Annotated in this window: 23 protein-coding genes; 6 read left to right on the forward strand and 17 right to left on the reverse strand. The window is 62.7% G+C overall.

Going from position 1 to position 21,641, the window contains the following annotated elements; genetic code table 11:
• The first annotated feature begins 2 nt into the window (after positions 1–2).
• Positions 3–2,498 (forward strand): FtsX-like permease family protein, encoded by a 2,496-nt coding sequence (locus FGL95_RS14105; protein WP_169587758.1) that lies wholly within the window; start codon positions 3–5, stop codon positions 2,496–2,498.
• Here FGL95_RS14105 and FGL95_RS14110 read toward each other — a convergent pair.
• From FGL95_RS14110 to FGL95_RS14160, 11 genes are read right to left on the reverse strand one after another with little or no spacing between them, the layout of a single operon-like run.
• Positions 2,485–3,663, reverse strand: coding sequence for a hypothetical protein (locus FGL95_RS14110; RefSeq protein ID WP_169587760.1), 1,179 nt, complete (start codon positions 3,661–3,663; stop codon positions 2,485–2,487). The two genes, FGL95_RS14105 and FGL95_RS14110, sit on opposite strands and share 14 nt — an antisense overlap.
• A complete protein-coding gene (locus FGL95_RS14115) occupies positions 3,660–3,893 on the reverse strand; it encodes a hypothetical protein (RefSeq protein ID WP_169587762.1) in 234 nt (77 codons plus the stop codon). The genes FGL95_RS14110 and FGL95_RS14115 overlap by 4 nt, the downstream gene beginning before the upstream one ends.
• Positions 3,890–4,321, reverse strand: a complete 432-nt coding sequence (locus FGL95_RS14120) for a DUF2834 domain-containing protein (RefSeq protein ID WP_169587764.1) — start codon at positions 4,319–4,321, stop codon at positions 3,890–3,892. The genes FGL95_RS14115 and FGL95_RS14120 overlap by 4 nt, the downstream gene beginning before the upstream one ends.
• Before the next feature lies 1 nt (position 4,322).
• Positions 4,323–5,834 carry an NAD(P)-binding domain-containing protein gene (locus tag FGL95_RS14125; RefSeq protein ID WP_169587766.1) on the reverse strand — a complete coding sequence of 504 codons (1,512 nt, stop codon included), beginning with the start codon at positions 5,832–5,834 and terminating at the stop codon, positions 4,323–4,325.
• Complete coding sequence (gene ubiG, locus FGL95_RS14130) at positions 5,831–6,547, reverse strand: bifunctional 2-polyprenyl-6-hydroxyphenol methylase/3-demethylubiquinol 3-O-methyltransferase UbiG (protein ID WP_169587768.1); 717 nt, start codon at positions 6,545–6,547, stop codon at positions 5,831–5,833. The genes FGL95_RS14125 and ubiG overlap by 4 nt, the downstream gene beginning before the upstream one ends.
• Positions 6,531–7,610 (reverse strand): LLM class flavin-dependent oxidoreductase, encoded by a 1,080-nt coding sequence (locus FGL95_RS14135; protein ID WP_169587770.1) that lies wholly within the window; start codon positions 7,608–7,610, stop codon positions 6,531–6,533. Before FGL95_RS14135 ends, ubiG begins: the two co-directional genes overlap by 17 nt.
• The gene (locus FGL95_RS14140; RefSeq protein ID WP_169587771.1) at positions 7,607–8,647 is read right to left on the reverse strand and encodes a methyltransferase; all 1,041 of its coding nucleotides are present in this window, start codon (positions 8,645–8,647) and stop codon (positions 7,607–7,609) included. The genes FGL95_RS14135 and FGL95_RS14140 overlap by 4 nt, the downstream gene beginning before the upstream one ends.
• Before the next feature lie 12 nt (positions 8,648–8,659).
• Positions 8,660–9,928: a kynureninase gene (gene kynU, locus FGL95_RS14145; RefSeq protein WP_169587773.1), complete on the reverse strand. Its 1,269-nt coding sequence runs from the start codon at positions 9,926–9,928 to the stop codon at positions 8,660–8,662.
• Positions 9,929–9,946: 18 nt separating this feature from the next.
• Positions 9,947–10,813, reverse strand: a complete 867-nt coding sequence (locus tag FGL95_RS14150) for a tryptophan 2,3-dioxygenase (RefSeq protein WP_169587775.1) — start codon at positions 10,811–10,813, stop codon at positions 9,947–9,949.
• 7 nt (positions 10,814–10,820) lie between these two features.
• On the reverse strand, positions 10,821–11,714 hold the full coding sequence (locus FGL95_RS14155) for an alpha/beta hydrolase fold domain-containing protein (protein ID WP_206071845.1): 894 nt from the start codon (positions 11,712–11,714) through the stop codon (positions 10,821–10,823).
• The gene (locus FGL95_RS14160) at positions 11,687–12,280 is read right to left on the reverse strand and encodes a DUF6875 domain-containing protein (RefSeq protein ID WP_169587777.1); all 594 of its coding nucleotides are present in this window, start codon (positions 12,278–12,280) and stop codon (positions 11,687–11,689) included. Before FGL95_RS14160 ends, FGL95_RS14155 begins: the two co-directional genes overlap by 28 nt.
• Before the next feature lie 776 nt (positions 12,281–13,056).
• Here FGL95_RS14160 and FGL95_RS14165 point away from each other — a divergent pair.
• From FGL95_RS14165 to FGL95_RS14180, 4 genes are read left to right on the forward strand one after another with little or no spacing between them, the layout of a single operon-like run.
• Entirely contained in the window at positions 13,057–14,001 is a 945-nt protein-coding gene (locus FGL95_RS14165; protein ID WP_169587779.1) for a UbiA family prenyltransferase, read from the forward strand.
• The gene (locus tag FGL95_RS14170) at positions 13,998–14,633 is read left to right on the forward strand and encodes a class I SAM-dependent methyltransferase (protein ID WP_169587781.1); all 636 of its coding nucleotides are present in this window, start codon (positions 13,998–14,000) and stop codon (positions 14,631–14,633) included. Before FGL95_RS14165 ends, FGL95_RS14170 begins: the two co-directional genes overlap by 4 nt.
• 19 nt (positions 14,634–14,652) lie before the next feature.
• Positions 14,653–15,711: a polyprenyl synthetase family protein gene (locus FGL95_RS14175; protein ID WP_169587783.1), complete on the forward strand. Its 1,059-nt coding sequence runs from the start codon at positions 14,653–14,655 to the stop codon at positions 15,709–15,711.
• A gap of 8 nt (positions 15,712–15,719) precedes the next feature.
• Complete coding sequence (locus FGL95_RS14180; protein WP_169587785.1) at positions 15,720–16,964, forward strand: NAD(P)/FAD-dependent oxidoreductase; 1,245 nt, start codon at positions 15,720–15,722, stop codon at positions 16,962–16,964.
• A gap of 72 nt (positions 16,965–17,036) precedes the next feature.
• On the opposite strand, the gene yhjD is transcribed toward FGL95_RS14180, so the two are convergent.
• From yhjD to FGL95_RS14210, 6 genes are read right to left on the reverse strand one after another with little or no spacing between them, the layout of a single operon-like run.
• Positions 17,037–18,035, reverse strand: coding sequence for an inner membrane protein YhjD (gene yhjD, locus FGL95_RS14185; RefSeq protein ID WP_169587787.1), 999 nt, complete (start codon positions 18,033–18,035; stop codon positions 17,037–17,039).
• 24 nt (positions 18,036–18,059) lie between these two features.
• On the reverse strand, positions 18,060–19,082 hold the full coding sequence (trpS, locus tag FGL95_RS14190; RefSeq protein WP_169587789.1) for a tryptophan--tRNA ligase: 1,023 nt from the start codon (positions 19,080–19,082) through the stop codon (positions 18,060–18,062).
• Between the two features lie 20 nt (positions 19,083–19,102).
• Complete coding sequence (locus FGL95_RS14195; protein WP_169587791.1) at positions 19,103–19,534, reverse strand: MarR family transcriptional regulator; 432 nt, start codon at positions 19,532–19,534, stop codon at positions 19,103–19,105.
• Positions 19,527–19,949: an SRPBCC family protein gene (locus FGL95_RS14200; RefSeq protein ID WP_169587793.1), complete on the reverse strand. Its 423-nt coding sequence runs from the start codon at positions 19,947–19,949 to the stop codon at positions 19,527–19,529. The genes FGL95_RS14195 and FGL95_RS14200 overlap by 8 nt, the downstream gene beginning before the upstream one ends.
• A gap of 31 nt (positions 19,950–19,980) precedes the next feature.
• Positions 19,981–20,448 (reverse strand): barstar family protein, encoded by a 468-nt coding sequence (locus tag FGL95_RS14205; RefSeq protein WP_169587795.1) that lies wholly within the window; start codon positions 20,446–20,448, stop codon positions 19,981–19,983.
• Positions 20,448–20,861, reverse strand: a complete 414-nt coding sequence (locus FGL95_RS14210) for a guanyl-specific ribonuclease (RefSeq protein WP_420838045.1) — start codon at positions 20,859–20,861, stop codon at positions 20,448–20,450. The genes FGL95_RS14205 and FGL95_RS14210 overlap by 1 nt, the downstream gene beginning before the upstream one ends.
• A 50-nt stretch (positions 20,862–20,911) precedes the next feature.
• Here FGL95_RS14210 and FGL95_RS14215 point away from each other — a divergent pair, with 50 nt between their 5' ends.
• Complete coding sequence (locus FGL95_RS14215) at positions 20,912–21,562, forward strand: SCP2 sterol-binding domain-containing protein (RefSeq protein WP_169587800.1); 651 nt, start codon at positions 20,912–20,914, stop codon at positions 21,560–21,562.
• The last annotated feature ends 79 nt before the right edge of the window (positions 21,563–21,641 follow it).

Here is a 21,641-nt window from a genome sequence, read left to right on the forward strand (position 1 = left end):
TCGTGATTCGAGCTGGTCTCAGTCGATTGCGTGTGCTCAACCTTCGCGAGATCGCCGCACACGGTGGCCGCACAGCGGCATCGGTGATCGTCGTTGCCGTCTCTGCCGCACTGTTGATTGCCGTGATTACGACCTACAGCTCGCTCACCGGATCGGTCACACAGCTCACGAAAAGCATCGCCGGCGATGCGGATCTCGCTGTTACCGGTTTCACCGATACCGGATTCGAAGAGTCCCTGCTGGGCGCCATCGACGCGACCCCGGGGGTCAAGGCGGCGGTCCCGGTCGTCCAGCTGCAACGTTCACAACCCGAGCCCTTCATCATGTTGGGCGTTGATTTCCGTGCACTGCAACTTCATTCGAGTCTGCAAACCACGTTGGCGCCGTATCTGAAGATCGATTCCAAGCTTCTGGCGGTCAAGGACGGCGTGCTGGTCGGCGAACAGATGGGCCTCGCAGAAGGTCAACAGTTCGCAGTGTCCGGGCAGACGCTGACGGCCGCCGTGGTGGTGCCCGCCGACGTCGCGAAGGGCGTCAACGATGGACATTTCGTCGTTGCGCCGCTCGCTTTGGCCCAGCGTGTCGCGGGTCGTGACCACCGCGTCGATGCCGCGTTCGTGATAGCCGAGCCGAACACCGACCTCGGTGACCTGACGTCGCGAATCACCGATGCGGTCGGGCATCGGGCGGTCGTATCGGGAACCGGCTTGCGCGCTGCCCAGGTCGAGAATGCCTTGACCCTGACGCGAAGCCTCACCCTGCTCGTCGCAGCAGTATCGCTGGTCGTTGCGGCGTTCCTTGTCTTCAATGCAATGAATATGTCGGTGGCGCAACGACGTCCGACCATCGCGCTGGTCCGCTCGATCGGCGCCAAGAGGTCGGTCGTCGCGACCGACGTTGTCATCGAGGCCGCACTGTCGGGCGTCGTGGCGGGATTGATCGGAATCCCGCTCGGACTGGTTCTCGGGTACTGGGCGATCGACCGCACACCACCGTTCCTATTGCAGATCGTCTCCGCACCGCTCATCTTCGTCGTTCCGTGGATTGCGATTCCGATCACTCTCGTCGCATGCGTGTTCGCCACCGTGCTCGCCTCGATAGTTGCGGCCCGGCAGGTCTACCGTGTGGAACCGCTCGAGGCGCTGCTGTCCGCGCGCCTGCAGCCCGCAGAGCAGATCGCTCGACGCACCACCCTGGTAGCGGGTGTGCTCGGTGCCGCAGCGATCGTTGCCGCATCGGCAATTGCGAAGTTCGTCAGCGGACTCGTCGTCGTCGGTGCCGCAGCTCTGTTCATTCTCGGCGTCCTGTTGCTGGGCGTCGCCTTTGCGAAGGTGATGGTCGCAGGGGCCGTTTGGCTGTCCAAGCGATTGGGCCCCTCCGGCCAGCTCGCCTCGGCATCAATCACTAGGTCACCGCGGCGCGCGTGGGCAACAGCAATGACAGTGGGTATCGCGGTCGCCGTCGGCTGCGCCGTTTTCGGCGCCCTCAACGACCTGGTCGATTCCGCCAGCGACTCGCTCTCACGCGTCCGCAACACCGATCTCCTACTCGCAGGCACCCCGCCCGCGTCAGTGCCGGACGTGGCGTTCCCAGCAGAGTGGGAAGGAAGGGTCCGCGCGACGCCTGGGGTGGAGTCAGTCGTCCCTGGGCAGTTTGCGCACGTGACCGTCGGTGATGTTCAGACGCAGGTCGCCGGCCTGGCACCGGGCAACAACATCAATGTCGCGCCGTTGCTGGAGCCGGACGCGCTCCATCGCGTGCTCGCCGGCGAAGGCGTCGCCATCTCGCAGCCGCTCGCCGATCGATTCGGCTACAGCGTCGGCGACGACATCTCGGTCGGAACACCCACCGGCATACACACGACGAAGGTCGTCGCTCAGTTCAGATTCGTCTCGACCGACGCCGGATTGATCGCAATGAGCCTGGGCGACATGCGGCAATGGTTCGACCGCCCTGGTGCAACCTATCTGGCGATCACGCTCGAATCCGGGGCCAACGTCGCCGACGTTCAGTCGAGGCTGCGCGCCGAATTCGGCGACCAGGCCTACGTTTTCACAGGTCAACAAGCGTTCGAGGCCACCACACGCAACATCACGCAAGCTGGTTCGCTCGCGGTCGGATTACAGTGGATCGTCGCTGTCATCGCCGCGATCGCTCTGATGAACACGCTCACACTCGCTGTGCTACAACGCCGACGAGAGTTCGGCGTGTTACGCGCGATCGGTGCGACTCGCCGCCGGATAGCACGAATGGTGCTGGCGGAGGCGCTTGCTGTCGGCGTGGTCGGTGGAGTCATCGGCATCGTGGGCGGCGAACTGGTGCACTACATTTCCGACATCGTTCTGACCACCACCACCGGGATCGACATCAGCTTCGGCGCCAACCCACTGATGCTGTTGTCAGCCGCAATCGCGCTGGTGCTGTGCCTGCTCGGCGCCATTCCACCCGCTCTCCGAGCAGCCAGACTGAACATTCTGCAAGCTGTCACCGTCGAGTAGCAAGGGCACCGACCACCGACGTCACAGGTTCACCGTATGCCCGGCTCGCCCTGACGAGGCTTGCCGCCAGCTCGTCGTCCAGTCCGGCCGTGCGATCCCACACCTGTTGGCGGACCTCTGGATCCATCTGCACCAGCAACGGAACGAGCGGGTCGATCGGGCCGTCCGCGTGCAGTGCGGTCAGTATTCGATCGACGATTGCACCGTCGACGACCAGTGGCAGCGTCGCGACCTGACGCAGGCGTTCTGGTGACATGCCTTCGAGAATCGGCCGTAGGTGGTGCCAGCGCCCGTCCCGGTCTGCCGCGGTGATGATCGAAGTCAGACGCTCGTCGCTCCAGAGGTCGAGCCCGATCAACCGCCGCAGCTGTGGAGGCGACATAGCGGCGACGATCGGAATCAGCTCGCTCCACGCTTCGATGCGCTCGGCGGTCTCGACCATCGGCACCAGCACGTCCGTGCCCATTGCGACTGCGATGTCGCCGATCCGACCGAGCGTCTCGAGCGCGAACTGCGGGATGAGCGTCAACGCCTCGGCGAAGAGGTTCTCTTCGACGGCGGCCGCGAGAATCGATCGGATTCGTTCGTCGGGCATCTCTATGACGACGAGTTCGAACCGGTCGACGGCGGAGGTGTGGAATCCGGCGAGCAGCAGGTCCTTTCCGCTCGGCACTCGCGGAACCAACGCGCGCAATTGCGTGTCCGAAGCAACCGAGACGAATTTCGCGACGGTGGGATAGTCCTTGCGGCGCAACAGTTCTACAACAGTCGGCAGCATCACGTCCGGCTCCAGCTGTCGCACGATCGGCCCTGCCGCTTCGGGATTGACGAATGCCGCAGTGTCGGCTGCAAATTCGGTGGGGGTTGCAGACATCAACCGCGCCGCGCGCTCCGGACTGAGTTCGCTGGCGACCATTCCCGACAACTCCGGCCCGACGATCTTCGTCGCCATCCGGACGAGAAACGACACCGGCATCGCTCGACTCAGCGAAGCGATCTTGCGCAGTTTGGAAGCATGTTCGCCGTAGAGCTGACCGACCAGCGCAATCCGGAAGTCTCGTAGATCGTCGGCGCGAGCGCGCTCCAGAAAAGCGAGCTCGTGGTGGTCCGCACCGAGATCGTGCGCGAGCCTTGCGATTTCGGCGCGGGTAATGAGGTTGGTCATTGCGACCGCTGGAAACTGCGTCGCACTACGCCGGGTAGCGAGCCGAGCGAGCGGGATATGGCGTCCTTGATCGCTCGATCCCGGTTTCGTTTGGCCTGCAAGCAGATCCGGGAAATAACCTCGATCTCGGCGTCGTCGAACTGCTCGAGAAATCGGACGACGTCGGCGTGAACACCGAGGTCGCTGCGCAGTCGAGCCAGCACCGGCCGATCAGGGTCTACCTGGCTCATGTGGTTGCCACTGCGCTGTCCGACGCAACTCCAGCCGCCAGTTTCAACTGCCGGACAATCATGAACGCAGGGAAGCTGACGCTCAGCGCACACAACGGCGCGCCGACGATGTAGACCCACACGTATGGAATCCCCAACCGCCGTGCCTCGCCGATCATGTAGAAGGCCAACGCGATCCAGACGAGTGTGAGATCGGCGTAGATGAACCAGCCTGCCGGGTTCGCCAAGGCGTCCCGGAAGAATCCACCGACGACCCCAAGCGCTCCACGGCTGTGATTCTCGTAGGCGTAGTAGCCGGCGATCGCAACGACTGCAACGAAACTGAAAGCAGCGAAAAAGAAGTAGAACGCGCACACTGCCCGGTCGCGGCCGCGCACATGGAGCAGGTCCGCCAGCACGTCTCGTACGTAGCGTACGAATTGCGTCACATCAAGCCTCCCGCCTGATCGGCGAATTATTTCGGTAGAGATAGTCGTCGAGGTCGAAATGTTTTGAGCGCCAGACCGCTTCGTAGGTAGTCGCGGGCCGAACGGCCGGTGCGTCACCGTTGTCGTCGAAGTAGTAGCTGTTGGACGAATTGCAGTTGTTGTTGAAGAACACCGTATTGCGCTGTCTGCGCAGCACCTGCCGAAACGACTCGTCATGTTTTTCCGGCCGCACGACCGCCTCGGTCGCGTTCCGGCGGCGCGCCTCCGCGATCACCCGAACCGCATGGGTGACTTGGTGGTCGATCGTGCCGAACCACGAACCACCCGTGAACGAGTACGGTCCGACGATGAACCAGAGATTCGGAAACCCTTTGACCGAACTGCCCTCGTAGGCCTGGAAGCGTTCGGTGCGCCAGAATTCGCGGATGTCACGTCCGTTGAGACCGCGCATCGGGAACGGCGGCAGGTTGTCGAGGACATGGAACCCGGTAGCGAGAACGATGACATCGAAGTTCCGCTCGCCGCCGTCCGTTGTGCGGATCCCGGTCTCGGTCACCGCCGCGACCGGTTCGGTGACCAGATCGACATTGGTCCTGACAAAGGTGCGCCAGTAGCCCTTCGCGAACGAGGGACGCTTGCAGCCGAGCCCGTACCGCGGGGTCAGCTTGTCGATCAGCGTCCGGTCCCCCTTCACTTGGACACGCAGGTAGAGCCTCGACACCGCCTCTCCTAGCTTGATCAGAAACGGGAATTGCCGGTTGTGCACCATCGCGATGACGAAGCTCAGTTCCGTTGCGGCATCGGTGAACACGCGGATGATGCGCTGAAGCCACGGGACGATGCGAAACAGCCGCTGGACGACCAGGGGCACCGGCACGTCAGGTTTGGGGAACAACCAGATAGGCGTTCGCTGATAGACGGTCAATCCGCGCACCGAACCTGCGATCGCCGGTACGACTTGTACTGCCGAGGCACCTGTGCCGATGACGGCTACGTGTCGATCGGTCAACTGGATCGACTGGTCCCAGTCGGCGGTATGCACGACAACGCCTCCGAACTGGTCCAGACCGTCGATGTCCGGCAGCTTCTTCTTCGTGAGCCAACCAGTCGCGCAAATAGCGAAACGTGCGGAGAGCACCGAATCGTCGGCGAGCCGAAACTGCCACAGGTGCAGCGAATCGTCGTAGTCGGCACCGATGACTTTTGTTTTCAGCCGAAGATGCGGACGAAGCCGATACTTCTCGACGCACGCGTCCGCATACGCCTTCATCTCCGCTCCGCCGGGAAACACGCTCGACCACGAGCAGTTCGGCTCGAACGCGAAACAGTAGGAAAATGCAGCAATGTCTACTGCGATACCGGGATAGCGGTTCACGTGCCACGATCCGCCGACGTCGTCGTTTTCGTCCACGATCGCAAAGTCGTCGATTCCCGCACGGAGTAGACCGATCGCTGCGCCAATTCCGGAGAACCCGGCGCCGATCACCAGAACTTCGTGGTCAGGCGCGGTCACGATGCCGATTTCGTACCGACGCCGAGGAAAAGCACAGCGGTGGAGCCAACCGGGACCATGCGAACCTCCTCGCGGCGTCGGACGAGAAATGGCAATCCGTCCCGGATGCTGGGGCGCAAGCCGTGCAGGGTCAGCTCGACACCATGCGCCCGCGCGACAGCGATCAACCGCTTACGGTTGACGAACAAGCGGTGGTCGTGAGTCCCTTTCGGCGGCCGGCCCGGCAGCGGAACGTTCTCCGCGACCGTGATGGATAGCAGCCTCGCAATCTTGGTATCGGCAATGGTGTCGAGCACGAGTGTCCCGCCAGGACGCAGCACCCTGCACAGTTCTTCGACGACCGTGTATGGGTCGCGCACGTGTTCCAGGCATTGCCCCGCCGTGACGACATCGATCGACGCGTCAGGGAAAGGCAACCACGAAATATCGGAGCGAACGACGCCGTCGTAGCCGTGGCCGAGCGCGACCTCGAGCGACTTCTGCGACAGGTCGACGCCGATCACCTTGTAGCCCTTGCCTTCCAGATGCGGACCGAACAGCCCGCCCCCGCATGCGACATCGACCAGGGTGGCCGTGTCGGTGACGGGTGTCGGGACGAACGCAGCACGAGCGCGGGCAATCCACCCCAGTGGTGCGAGCGATCCTCTCGGGTCCCACCACTCGTCGGCGAGCGCGTCGTAATCGGTGATGAAGTCGCTACGAATCTCGGACATCGTGTCCCTTTCTGAGGGCGGGCATGACCTCGGTCGCGAACAGCTTCAGCGACGCGTGGGCGACCTCGATTGGAATGCCATGGAAAAAGAACTGCACGCTGGCGAACTCGAACCCTCCGCAGGATGCGTGATAGTTCAGCAGCATCTCGGTGATTTCGGCCGGTGTGCCGACCAAGGCGGAGCCACGCTCGTGCAGTCGGTCGAAGTTGTCGGTCGCCAGCTTTTCGATCATTGCTCGATACCCGACGTAGTCGTCGCTCTGCGTCCCAGTAGTCCATTCGCTCGCAGCCTCTACGAGGATGCGCAGGTACCGATTGATCGGCTCGCGAGCCAGCGCGCGCGCGACTGCGCCGTCTTGCATGCAGAGCATATGAAACGCCAACATGACCCGGCCTTGGCCGGGATGCCCAGCCTCTTTCCACGCCTTGCGGTAGATGGCCAGATTTGTCCGCAACGACTGAGGTACCACCGGTTGCGCCATGATGCCGAATCCGAGTTCACCCGCGAGCTGGAAACTCTCGGCCGTAGACAGCGCAGCGATCCAGAACGGAGGATGCGGTTTCTGAGTCGGCCGCGGCAGCGAGGTGGTGGACGGGAAGGAGTGAAATAGGCCGTCGTGCACCACGTTTTCATTTGTGAGCAGGTCACGGACGAGCAAGATTCCTTCGTCGAAGCGCGCGCGACTTTCGTTCATATCCACGCCGAACCGCTGGAATTCGTGCGGGAGAAAAGCGCGGGCAAAGCCGATTTCGGCACGACCGCCCGAAATCGCGTCCAGCATGCCGATTTCACCTGCCAGCTTGAGCGGATGGTTGAACGCGGGCAACACTGCCCCGGTGATCAGCCGTAACTGTCGGCTCCGCTGCGATGCAGCCGAGAGAAATACGACAGGGTTCGGCGAGTATCCGCCGTACCTTCGGAAGTAGTGCTCGACGATGCGAACGTGGTGAAACCCGAGACTATCGCCGTGTTCGACGAGGTCGAGGCATTGAGCGAAATACTCGGCAGCCCCCTTCTCGTCCTCGCCCACATCGGGGAAGATGCCCAGACCGACATCGATCATTTCACCGCTCCGATAACCCCATGCGGCGTCCAGGTCGTTCCCGGCCTGCGAAAGACGTCGCGAAATCCTGCGTCGACGAGCCATTCCTCGTATTGCGCCCAGTGATAGATCATGCTGTGCGAGTTGGGCAGTGTGGCGAAGTAGACGTTGTCGAGCGCCGCATACAACGGACCGTCGCCGGAATCGTCCGACATCGCGTTGAAGATGAGCACCTGCCCGCCATCCGGCAGCGCAGCGTGCGCCTTACGGAGTAGCTCGCGATTTTGGTCCGGGGACCAGATCACGAGTTGGTTTGCAAACAGAACACAGTCGTGACCGCTCGGGAAAGGCTCGGCGAACATGTCGCCTTCCACAACGTCTATTCGATCGCCGAGACCGCGTTCGGCAATCGTGTCTCTCGCAATGGACACCGCGCCCGGCAGGTCGAGGACAGTGAACTGCACGCCGATGTTGGCCTCCGCCAGCGCAATCGAGTTAACCGCGTCCCCGCCGCCGACGTCGAGTACGCGACGAACTCGAGTCAGCTGTGCGTTCGCGACGAGGATCGGATTGGACAGTGACGACCAAGACTTCATGCAGCGAAAGAAGAGCTTCTCCATTTCCGGATTGCCGGCAATCCGCCGATAGAGGTCGGCTTCGTCACCCGGGACGGTCCGCAGGCCGACGTTGGTGTTGCTGCGCAACGACGGCACGAAGTCGAGCGACGCGGGACCGGTGATTTTCTGCTGGAACTCTACGAGGTCGTCGATGATGTCCCAACTTCCTGTCTGGAACAGGCTCTCCACGAGGTCGCTGTTGTCGTACCGGTCGCCTTCTCTGATGGTCAGGCCCAATGCGGTCGTACCGAGCAGCAGAATCTGAACCGGGCGCGCTTGCAGCCCGAGTCCGGTCATGATCTGCGGCGCCGTCGCCCCTGGTCGGTCCCGCAGCAGGCGAAACAGGCCGAGCTCGCATCCGGCATTGAGCATCTGAAATGCTCCCGCGCCGAACAGGATCCGCACCAGACCGTCGCTCGTCAGCGGCTGCGCTTCTGTCATCGGTTGTCCTTTCTAGGTCACCCTCGTCGTCGCCGCAGGGAGGTTTTCGTACCGCCGGTCGGCCATGACGGTGCGCAGGCGATCGAGGGCGTCCCAGACGTCGGTGAAGCTCGTGCAGAGCGGGGCGAGACCGATTCGCAGTCGGTCCGGGGCGCGGAAATCGCAGATCACATTCTCCTGCTCGCGCAGGGCACGACTGATCGACAATGCTTCCGGATGTGCAAGTGACACATGCGATCCCCGGCGCGTGGAATCGCGCGGGGACGCGAGCCGGAATCCGTATTCGGTCAGCCATTCGTCAGCCAACGCGATCGTGAACTCGCTCAGCAATACAGATTTCGACCGCACATCGACTACCGGCACCTGCTCGACGACATCCAGCGCGGGCCAGATGGCGGCGAGCGACAGCAGCGGCGGCGTACCTACGAGAAACCGGTCGATATCGGCGACCGGGTTGAAGACCTCGCCCATTGCGAACTGGTCTTGCTGGCCGAACCAACCCCAGATCGGCTGGCGAAGCTGCTGTTGAATTCCTTTACGTACATAGAGGAAGGCGGGCGAACCCGGGCCTCCGTTGAGGTACTTGTAGGTGGCGCCGATCGCCAGATCGGCTCCATCAGCGCCGAGTTGAATCGGAATCACACCGGCGGCGTGGCTCAGATCCCAGAGCACCAGCGCACCGACCTTGCGGGCCGCGTCGGTGATCGCGGCCATGTCGAGCAACGCTCCCGATCGGTAGGACACCAGCGAGAGCACCACGAGGGCAACATCCTCGGTCAACGCGCGGAACAGTTCGTCGCTGCCGAGGCCGAGGTCCGAATCGGACTGCAGTGCACGCAGATCGAGCTGCCGCTCGGCGGCGAGTCCCTGCAAGATGTAGCGGTTGGTCGGAAAGTCGTCGCCGTCGACGAGGACCGTGCGGCGCCCAGGCCGCGCGGCAACCGCGGCTGCTGCGAGTTTGAACAGGTTGACCGAGGTCGAGTCGGCGATGACCACCTCACCCGGCGCCGCACCCAGCGTGTGCGCTGCCAGTCGATCACCGAGTTGTCGGCTCCAGCCGATCCAGTTCTCCCACGACCGCACCAAGCCCTCGCCCCATCCCTCGCGGATTATTTGGGCGACAACGCCTTCGGTTGCAATCGGTGGTGGGCCGAGCGAATTGCCGTCGAGGTAGATCGTGTCTGGTCGGGGTCTGACGAACTGGTCGCGGCAACGCCGCAATGGGTCGGCGGCGTCGAGTTCCGCGGCACCGGACCTGTCCAGGCGAGCTTCAGTACGCATTCGCGACAGTTCTCCTGTTCACAGCGTCGAGCGAATCGACCAGAGCTCGGGAAAGAACCGGTGCTGTGCGATCTGGCTCAGCCAGCTGGATCCCTCCGTACCGCCGGTGCCTGGTTTGTCGCCCAGCATCCGCTGGACCGTCACGAGGTGGGTGTAGCGCCAGCGTGCGAAGAGATCGGCCGTATCGGTGAGGGCCTCGGCGAGAAGGAACAAGTCGTGGCGTTCCCGTCGCTGTTCGTACACCGAATTCCAGGCAGCCGCAATCTTTGCGTGCGGCTCGTACGGCACCGTCACGTCCCGTTCGAACACCTCGGGCGGGATGTCGCAGCCACGCCGGGCGAGGTAGCGAACCGCCTCGTCGTACAGACTCGGCGAACGCAGATCGGCAAGCACCTCCGAATACTCCTCGGTCTCGCGGTGTGGGCCGACCAACGCCGAGTTCTTGTTCCCGAGAACGAATTCCAGCCGGCGATACGACGACGACTGGAAGCCTGACGCTGTCCCCAGAATCTCTCGAAAGGCCGCGAATTCGGTTGGCGACATCGCAGCCAAAGCGTCCCAGCAAGACAGCAGCACATGCTGCACTCGGAGACTGCGCCGGAGGGTCCAGAGCGCGTCTTCCAGGCGATCGGCGGCAAGGTGCCCGCGGGCGGCTGCGAACTCGATATAGAGGAGTTTGAACAACAACTCCTTGACCTGACTCAGAATGATGAACCCGGCTTCGGTCGGCTCCTCGGTGACCGGATGCTGCAGAGACAGCAGCGTATTCATTGCAGCGTAATCCGAATATGCTGTGGGCGTGAATAATTCGTGCGCCGACTCCGCGACGGATCGCGCGGGCGCGAACAGCGGGCATGCACTGTCCTTGTCACCAGGCTCGCTCATCGGCACCTCACGCAGACTCGGCTTGCACACCCGTGGACGCAACGATGTTGCTCAGGACTGCGCGACCTAGTTCGGTACTCGGGTCGCCCAGGTCGTAGGGAAGATCGAAATGGTTGCGCGCTGGACCGATTATCTCGGTAACCCGCGCACGCTGCCGCAACAATCCCGACATCGTGTCGTGCTGGCGAATGAACTCGCTCGTTTCTATTCCACCTCTAGCGATGACGACAGGCGGCAGTTGCAACGGCAGCCGATAGATCGGGCTGTTGCGCACGGCGGCATCGAGATCGAGTCCGAGGGCGTCGTTGACGTAGGTGTGCCGCAAGGGTTCGAGGTCGTAGATGCCACTGAGCAGCGTCGCGCTGGCGATCTGCTGCGCACAGTCGGCGACGAGCGCCATCGCGACCAGATGAGCGCCTGCGGAGCTTCCGCTCACATGAATTCGCCTCGGATCGATCCCGAATCGCAGCGCGTTCGCGTGCAGCCAGGCAATGGATGAACGCACCATCGTGACGATGTCATCGAGCGTGTGGTCCGGTGCCAGTCCGTAGTCGATTGCCGCGAAAGCGATTCCGGCGGAAAGAAAACTCGTCGCCGCGAATTCGGAGTCGCGCTTGGTCAGTTCTTGCCAATAGCCGCCATGGACAAAAACCATGACCGGTGCATCCGGCTGATCGACAGGGAACAGGTCCAGCGTGGCTTCCGGGAGGGAACCGTAACGCAGTTCTTCGACACGCCCGTGCCGTGTTCGCGCTGCCGCGCTGAGCCGGGCGTAATCGTCCAAGTAGGCCGGCAAGCTCGAGACGAGCGAACTGGGCGAGTACTCGCGGTCGAGATCGCATCGACTGAACCCGGCGTAGCCGCTGGCGTTGCTCAATGTTGCGGCCCGAACTCTGCGCACGCCTCGCGGTACCGTTCGGCGAAAAGCTGGTCGATGCCCTCGCTGCCGTGCAGGTGATAGGAACCGAACAAGCGCCGGTACTCCTCGAACCAGTCCCGCTGTTCGTGGAGAAACAGGATGTCGTGCAACGCCATATGACGGATGGCGACCAATGGGATCGGCGCCCTGCTGACCTGAAAGTCCGGGTTTCGGACTGCGGGTTCCGTACACGACGGGTGGAACTGCCCAAGCATCATTCCCCTGCGTACTGCGATCGACTTGACTGCGCGATGCGCCTCGTCGAGCAACCCGTATGCAGTCGGCGCCAGGTCTGGGATGACCAGAACGAGACACCGCAGAGCCGGATTGGAGCCGTTCCACTCGATCTCATCGAACTCGTCGAGCGCAGCGAGCACCAAGTCGGTGACATCTGCCTTATCGGGCGCCGAACCAGCGGATTTGATCGTGATCTCGAGCGACCCGGCGCGTTGCGCAGGCGGCACAAACGGACAGACCGGTCCAGTTCGGCCGATCGATACATTCGGCCGGCATATGTAGTCGGCGAGCCAGTCACGGACAGTCGTCATCGTCGCTCCGGACGACAACTGGGCCCCGGATCTCGTCTTGGTCGACTCATCCATTTCGATCGGCCGGACAATGATCAGGCGTTGCAACGAGACCGCTCGTCGGTCGCCGCATCCGGACCTCCAGGGCAGGGAACAAAAGCGGTCCGGTGAAGCATAGCTCGCACCAACAGCGATATCTGGCTGTTTGCGGTTGACTTCCGTCAACCGCTCGACTCGCTGCCACGCTCCCTGCGATGGACGAGACTTCTCGTCGTCGATGCGGAGTCGCTGTCACCCGCCCACAGGTGACCTGCGCAATCGGTGACCCACGCCAGTGAACCGGCCCGCGATGCTCGTCGCGATCGCTGCGGCAGCGCTCTTCAATGATCAACTTTGCCAAGAGAAGATCAAGTATTTGACTACCATTGCTGTACAAGCGAATTGATCAGATCGCCCTCGGTTGTCGAAGTTTGCTGGATATACTCTCGCTGAAATCGAGCGCACAAGGGGCAGCCGGCATGAACCGTAACGGAGTCAACACGGGCGGATTTGCCGCGCTCATGGCAGACTCCGCACCAAGCCGCTCCTCCCCCATGCCATCGATCGACGTTCTCGATCACGTTGACCCGCTCGGGAAACATCCGCCCGGAGCGGTCGGTTTCGCGCTACGCCTCGAGTTTGCTGGACCGCTCTCTCAGTTGGCCACACGACCAGCTCGCACGGAAGTCCGGGATCCTCGGCGCGCGACCTCCATTGCCTGACGTAGCACGTAGCACTCGATCACCAAGAGGATCCTCATGGCGTTGACGGAACATCAGCAGCCGGCAACAGCACCTCGCTCCCTTAGAACGCGTTACCTCGCACTCGCGAAGGTAGACGTGCCGGACTACTGGTATGGACCGATTGTTGCGTGGTCCTGCGCAGCGAGTCCCTTCGGTTGGGTCGTAGTTCCGGCATCGATGTTGGTCACCGGAGTCGCAGGCGGAAACTGGGCGGCTGCCGCGCTCGACGACATCCAAGGACTCGCCGACGGTATCGACGAGATCACTTACAGCAGCGAAAACACCCTGCGATCACGCAACCGCAAGCCGCTGTTGACCGGAGAGCTCACTGCCGACGAAGCACGATTGTTTGCGAGCGCGTGCGTGCTCGGTTCCATGGGCGTGAGCGTTGCCGCCTTCGGGTTGTCGCCGCACCGGCCGCTGCGTTTGGTCCCTATCGGGCTCGCCGGTTTGCTGCTTTCGGTGCAATATTCGTACGGACTGAAACTCAGCTACCGTCCCGGCGGCGCCGAGGCCAGCCTCTTCGGGACGATGATGCTGGTCACCGCCGGACCGGGTTATCTCTTCGGCGCAGCGAGGCCGGCCCTCTGGGCCGCGACATTGCTGCTGTCGTCGACCATGACACAGAGCGCGATGGCTGCGAACGGGCAGGACGCTGTCGCCGATGCCGCGGGCGGTCGCCGAACCATCGCGACGCTGCTGACGTCCGCACAATACGGTCGGCTGATCGCTCTGCTGTCCGTCGTAGATCTTGCTGTTGCGCTCGGGGCCGTGGGTCTCGGTGCGCTGCATCCGATTACCGCTCTCACGTTGACACCGGCCGCAGTGTGCAAAGCGCGACAGGCTCATTCGGCATGGCAAGGAGACTGGTTGCGGGCCCGTCGCAGAGGATTCACCGCACTGCGAATGATTGCGGGCGGGATCATCGCGGGCAACCTTGTCGGCAGAGCCCTGCGATGAGTCCCAGTGCGGCGCCGGATTCCTTGCCGGTGGGCGGAAATGCGGCTTGGTCACGATCGATGCCGCTCCAACTGGTGTATACCGAGGTCGCGCCGATCTACGACAAGGTCAACTTCATGATGACCGGCGGTCAGGACGCCGGCTGGCGGCGCCAAGCAGTCGGAATGCTGGAACTCGGAACATCGGCAAAGGTACTCGACATCGCCACGGGCACCGGTGCGGTGGCAACCGCGCTCGCAGCAGAACGCCCCGGAGTCTCGTTTCTCGGCATCGACATCAACAATCGGATGCTCGAGTATGCACGGCAACGGATGAAGAGACTGACCTTCCTGCGACCCGAAAGCTCTTGGCGCGTCGCACATTGCGCCGCCGAGCGCCTCCACGACATCGCCAACCAGTCGCTGGACGCCGCAACGATCGCCTTCGCTATGGACGACCTGGACGACACCTCTGCGGCATTGAACGAAGTCCACCGAGTGTTGCGCAGCGGCGGGCGGTTCGTCGTGCTGGAGTTCGCTGTGCGTGGCGGTAATCGGACCATCGAACGTTGTGCGGCGGCAGGTCTCACCGTGCGCCGAACTAGATCCCTGGCCGCTGGTCTCGTTCGAATCCACTTGTGCGTCAAAGCATGAAACCGGAGGTCAAGCAACCATGAGCGTCCGAACATTCGAATCGGGGCCGTCACCGATAAGTCCGAACCAGAGCATGATCTCCGATTTCGACTTCGGCGATACTGCATTGGCCGACGACATCCAGCAGCAGCTCGGGCAGACGGAACATGCGATCGTGCGTGAGCTCTCCTGCGGTGAACCTGCACTGGAGGAGCCGATGATGCACCTCACCACATCCGGGGGAAAGCGATTCCGGCCCTTGTTGGCACTGCTGTCGTCGCAGTTCGGACCGCGTCCCGGTTGTAGCGCCGTGATCGACGCGGCGGCCGCGGTGGAGCTGGTCCACATGGCGTCGCTGTACCACGACGACGTCATGGACGAGGCGACGATGCGGCGCGGTGTCGAGAGCGTGAACCTTCGGTGGAACAACTCGGTGGCAATCCTTGCCGGTGATTACATGCTCGTCCGCGCCTGGAGCGTACTGACCAGGTCACAACTGGATCCCGTGCTCAAGGTTTCGGCGTTGACGACACTGTCCGAGAGTGCGACAGCATTGGTCACGGGGCAACTGCGTGAGACGGTCCAGAGTCGCGAGGGGATCATCGAACCCGAGCAGTACTTGCAGACTGTGACCGAGAAGACGGCATCCCTGCTCTCGATCGCTGCCTGGCTGGGCGCCGCATACTCCGGTGCCGACGAGACTGTTGCCAAGACGCTCTCAGCGATCGGCGAAGCCATCGGCATTGTCTTCCAGATCTCCGACGACATCATCGACGTCGCCGCACCGTCGGATCGTTCGGGCAAATCTCGGTGTACCGACCTCCGCGAAGGCGTGGCGACGCTCCCCGTCATATATGCGCTTCGCGATGGCGCGGCGACGACGCGACTACGCGAACTCGTCTCTCGACCAATCACCGACGACAACGAGGTGGAAGAGGCTGTGCAGCTGATCCAGTCCTCGTCGGCGTTCGCCGAATCACGCGCCATGATGGAGCGTTACGCCGCGCTAGCGCACTCGCACCTCGCAACATTGCAACCAGGTGTCGCCCGCCAGGCGATCGGCAATCTAATCGACTTCACGCTGGCCAGATCGAACTAGGAGTGGCTATGGGCAACAAATACGATCTGGCGATCGTCGGAGGCGGGCCGGCAGGGTCCGCCGCCGCGTGGCAAGCAGCAAGAGCGGGATTGAAGGTCGTGTGTGTCGACAAGGCAAGGTTTCCGCGCGACAAGGCATGTGGTGACGGGCTGACGCCTCGTGCGGTCGCGCTCCTCGACTCGATGGGCTTGAGCGAGCAGCTCACGCAGTTCCATCGGATCGACGGTGTGCGATTCAGCGGTGCGAAGAACTGGCAAGTTCCATGGCCGCACCGCACCGGGCTGCCCGACTACGGCTACGTCGCGCGCAGGACCACGCTCGACGCAATGCTGCTGGAGCATGCCGCGGCGGCCGGTGCCGAGATCCGAGAATCGACGGAGGTCGTCGGCCCGGTGGCATCCGGCAATCGAATCACGGGGTTCAAAACGAAGAGTGCCGCGGGCACGGAGCCGATCGTCGCGGATATCGTCCTCGCCGCCGATGGGGCGTACTCGCCGCTGAAGAAGGCAATCGGCCTGAAGTCGAAGATATCCGGAACTGCAGCAGTCGCCATTCGCGCCGAAATGCGCTCGGACCGACCGGATGATCACATGTTCGAGGTCTATCCCCACGTCAAGGTCGGCAAGAACACGATTCCTGGATACGGGTGGGTCTTTCCTCTCGGCGGCGGCCAAATCAACGTCGGCATCGGCTATCTCACGTCCTACAAACGGTGGCGCGATATCAACATCTCGCAGCTGCTCGAGCAGTTCACGGCGACGCTGCCGCCCGATTGGCAGCTACCGCAGATGGACGAATTGCGCCGCAGTCGAGCTGTGCAAGCATGGCGACTGCCGATGGGCTTCACTGCGTGGCCACCGTGGCAGCCTGGCCTGTTGCTCGCCGGCGACGCGCTCGGCGCAGGCAAGCCGACCAGCGGTGCCGGAATTTCGAAGGCAATCGAGTCCGGGCTGCACGCCGCGCGGTCCGCACAGCTCGCTCTCGACACGACCGGGCCCGACGATCTGTCCGAATACGCACGTGTGCTTCGCCGTCGCTGGGGAATGCAATACCGGATGGGCAGGATCATCCAGCGGTGCGGTCGTGAACCCGCCCTCGTCGGGGCAGCGTTCTCCGTCTTCGACCACAAGATCACGCATCGAGCGATCATCTTGGGCGGCTACGGGTGGAAGGCCGCGAAATCGTATGAGCCGGAACCGAAGCCAAAATCCGCAGCGCGCCTGGAGGGTCCAACAGAGTCGATAAGCCGCTAGGACCAGCAGCCCGCGATCACATCGTGCGACAACGTCGGCACATCAACGCACATCGAGCGATGGTGTCGACGTTCACCGCTTCCTCCGCATTCCAGAAAGACCAAGTGCTGCAGCAATTCCAGCAACAAATAGTGCCATCGCGCCCGCAAACGACGGACCGCTGCGCACCTCTACGCGCGGTGTGATGACTGCTGGGGCCGGCGGTTCGACGTTCACCAAGGCGAGGTTCTCGGCTGCCGTCGCAGCCCACGCGGTGGCGAAAAGAATGATGCGCGCAGTGAAGAAGCTGAACACCATGATGCCGATGATCGGGCCGAACGTCGCCCCTGCGGGGCTGCTCGTCACCTGCTTCAGATAGAACGACGCGAACTGCTTGAAGATCTCGAAAACGATCGCAGCAAGCAGTGCAGCTCGCATTGCACTCGCGAACGTAACCGGCTCGCGAGGCAGCCGAGCGATGACCCACACGAACACTGCCCACGAGGCAAGCAGGGCAAGAGCGATCGAGACGATCTTCAGCACGATGAACACGCCCGGCGCTTCATCGAGATTCACCAAGGCCAGCAGCTTCCTGCCTACCGCACCCGAGCTGATCGCCGACAAACCGAGGGACACCACCAGCGCCAGACCGAGGCCCGCGAGCGCGACGAGGTCGCCGAGTTTCTGCTTGACCATGCCCGCCGGCTCGTGTTTTTGATCCCACTGCTCGGTGAGCGCGGCACGCAGGTTGGCCATCCAGCCGAGCCCGGCATAAAGCGCACCGAGTAGACCGATGATGCCGACGCTGGTGCGCGCACCGATCGCCTGTTTGATCAGATCGTTGATCTGCTTGCCGGTATCGCCCTGGAATTTGTCTGCCACGTCCTGTTGGACGGTGCTGAGCAAGTCCGGATTACCCGCAAAGATGAAGCCCGCGATCGAAAATGCGACCATCAGCAACGGAAACAACGCCAGGACTGTGAAGTAGGTGATGCCCGCCGCGTAGTAGTCGCCGCGTTGTTGCTGGAAACGGCCGGCGGCGCGCACTGTGTGGTCGAACCACGGCCACGCCGCTCGGCGCTCGGCGATCATTCCTTTGAAGTCCGGGATGGCAGCTCACCCTTTCGGGGCCAAAAACCCCACTCGGTCGTACACCTGACTCAACGTCTGCGACGCAACTTCGCGAGCGCGCTCGGCTCCGGTCGTCAGAATGCGGTCCAACTCACCCTGATCTGCCAAAAATTCTTTCACCTTCGCCTGTACGGGCGTGACGAAATCGACCAGCGCGTCTGCGACGTCCACCTTCAGATCGCCGTAGCCCTTACCCACGTACCCGTTTTCCAGCGTAGTAATCGGTTCCCCGGTCAATGCGCCGAGAATCACCAGAAGGTTGCTCACACCCGGTTTGGCTGCCGGGTCGAACCGGATGTCGCGGTCCGTGTCAGTGACGGCAGAGCGAATTTTCTTGGCTGAGACTTTCGGGTCGTCGAGCAGACTGATCAACCCTGCGGCCGTCGCCGCGGACTTGCTCATCTTCGACGTCGGATCCTGGAGATCGAAGATCTTGGCCGCGCCCTTGATGATGTACGCGTCCGGCACCACGAGTGTCTTCTTGAATCGAGAATTGAACCGCTGAGCGAGGTCGCGGGTCAGCTCGAGGTGCTGACGCTGATCCTCGCCGACGGGGACCTGGTGGGCGCGGTACAGCAAGATGTCCGCCGCCTGCAACACCGGATAGGTGAACAGCCCGACGCTGGCGTGGTCGCTGCCTTCGCGCGCCGATTTGTCCTTGAACTGCGTCATTCTGGCCGCCTCACCGAATCCCGTCAGGCAGTTCAGCACCCAGGCGAGCTGTGCGTGTTCGGGCACTTGACTCTGGACGAATAGTGTCGACCGTGTGGGGTCGACACCGAGCGCGAGTAGCTGCGCCGCTGAGATTCGGGTGCGCTGCGTGAGCAACTTGGGGTCGTGCGCGACGGTGATCGCATGCATGTCGGCGATGAAGTAGAACGCGTCGTACTCGTCCTGCAGCGCGACCCAATACCGCAGCGCACCAAGGTAGTTGCCGAGGTGAAACGAATCCGACGTCGGCTGAACACCGGACAGAACGCGCTGCTTGCGCTGGTCAGGGTTGGACATGGTTGTCGATCTTTCCATGCTCACCCTCGGGCGATCGACCGCATTTCCTCTAGTAGCGACTCGCGCCGTTCGCCGTCGCCGAAGAAATGCGAATCGACCTCGGCGACCACGCGGACCGCGCCGCTCACCACAGCCCTGCCCTCGGGCGTGACGGTCAGGCGCTTGGCGCGGGAATCGGCGCTGTCCGCGGTCCGCTCGATCAGGGCCCGATCTTCGAGCGTGCTGATGACCTTCGACGTCATCATGCGGTCGGTACCCGCGAACTCGGCAACCTCTTGCTGGGTCGGCGCCGTGCCTTTCTTTCCCAGCCAACTCGCTGACGCAAGGACGACGAATTGCGTGTACGTGAGGCCCGCCGGGCGAAGTTTGCTGTCGACTTCGCGTCGCCAGGTCAACGCCGCGTGATGCAGCCAGAACCCGGGACTCCGTAACGGTCCGGCCGGTTCAGCCACGCCGCTGCGCCTCTCGCTCCAGAGCGGTCAGGGTGGTCGAGATGGACTTGCGCACTCGCGGACCGAAGTAGAGCCGAAACACCAGGGTGAGCGGTCCGTGGACTTGATATCGCTTGGTGACCTTGACTTTTCCGTCCCTGACAGGCTCGAGAAAGTGGTCTATGACCAGCTTGCCGCCGGGCAGGGGCGATTCGCCGGTCCAGCGGTTAGGCGACTCGACGCGGGTGATCTTTCCCGTGCCGCCAGGGTTCCCCTTCTGCTTGGACCTGATGGTCGCTCCAGGAACGAAGGGTCCGTCGATCTCGGCCATCTCCTCGCGCGGGTCCCAATCCGGGAAGCGCGCGAAATCCGTGAACACCGCCCAGAGCTTGTCGATGTCGCCTTGCAGGATTTGCTCGTCTCCGAACTCGTACATGCGAGAACAATAATTGTTGTCGCGACAACAATCAAGCCTTCAGCGCCAGCCGCTCCCCGTCGATCGGGACCGACCCCGACCGGTCCAGCAGCACCACGCGAAAGACGACCGGATCGGCGCGGTTGCTCCACTCGGACGCATAGAACGCCATCGCATCCGCGAACCAGGCTCGTTCGGCAGGCTCGTCACGAAGGAGCTGCGCGGCGTCGCGCACCACGACCACATAGCCTTTTGCAGCGCCGACGAACTCCTCCAAATCACGCATGCATTCGTCGAAAGCGTCCTTGTTCTCGCCGAAGTAGTCCGGGAACTGGAACGCCGCCGCGAACTCGTCGAACACCGCCCCCACGGTCGGCATCTTCGCTCCCCTGACCTCTCGCACGACGTAGCCCAATTCGGGGAGCCGGTAGCGCAGCACCGACGCCTGCCCGGGGGTTGCAGCTACCACCCCGAATACCGCGCTGCTCCGGTCGGCGAGGAATTTCTCGACAGTCCGCATCAGCGCATCCTCGTGAACGTCTTGTAGTGGTCACCGGTGTACCAGGCTGATCCGTCGCTCCCGGTGATGATGCGTTCGGCGTCGCGAGTCTGGCCCCGCTGCTTCGGATTCACATCCCATTCCTGGTACGTGATGGCCTTGCCCTTCGCATCCCTCTCGGGCAACTGATGATCGCGATTTCGCCACGTATCGCCGCCTTTGGTGCCAGGCGCGTTCGCCGCCGCGGGCCACTCGCCACTGTCGATCTTCTTCAGTGTCGAGACCGCCGCAGCAGGGACGCCGGGCGTAGCCGCCACGGTGTTCTTCGGTTGCGCAGCATCGTCGCCACCTCCCCTGGAGAGGACGAACACGATCGCAAGGGCCGCCAGCACCAGGGCAACAACTACTACGCCAAGCGTTTTCGGCCGACCCATCTGCATATCTACCCCCGTCGCTTCGCTCGCCCCGGTATACGGTAGCGCCCATGCCCGAAGACCTCAGCGAAGCAGCCATCGGCAAATTGAGCTCGAAGGAGCTCGTCGCGCTACTGAAGCGGTTACAGCCCGACGACCCGTCCATCGCGAAGCTCGATATCGACGTGATCGGCAGGAACATCGACCCTAAGAAGCTGGGCAACGACGAGTTCGCTGCACTGCTGGACAATCTCGGTCGCCTCGCTGACGGGGGCGCGAACCTCGACTTGTCGAAAATGGATGCGCGCAACTTCGCCAAGATCATTGCCAGAGCGTCCGACGACCAACTCAAGGCCGCAACGGCGGAGCCGAGGCTGCGCGCACGGGTGCTCGACGAACTCTTCCGTCGCATGTCGGCACACTTCCTGCCCGAACACGCGCGCGACGGACGGGTCGTCATGCAATTTCGCGTATCCGGCAGTACCGCGCCGGGCGGTCACGACGATTACGCCGTGACGATCGAAGATCGGACGGTCTCGGTCGCCAACGAGCTGGTCGAACACGCGAAGTCGACGATTACGCTCAGCTCGCCCAGCTTGCTGAAGCTTGCGACTGGCAACGCTGGGGCAAAGATGATGTTCGTTCGAGGCAAGGTCAAGATCGCAGGATCGCTCGGGTTTGCGGCCGGATTCATGAAGATGTTCGAGATTCCGAAGGCCTGATGTGACGGGTTGCATAGGTCGGGAAACTGTGTGAGCCTGAGTTACAGACAAACCGGCTAACCTCCGGACAACGAAGTCG

It is taken from the genome of Antrihabitans stalactiti, from assembly GCF_012932915.1.
GTDB classification, from domain to species: Bacteria; Actinomycetota; Actinomycetes; order Mycobacteriales; family Mycobacteriaceae; genus Antrihabitans; species Antrihabitans stalactiti.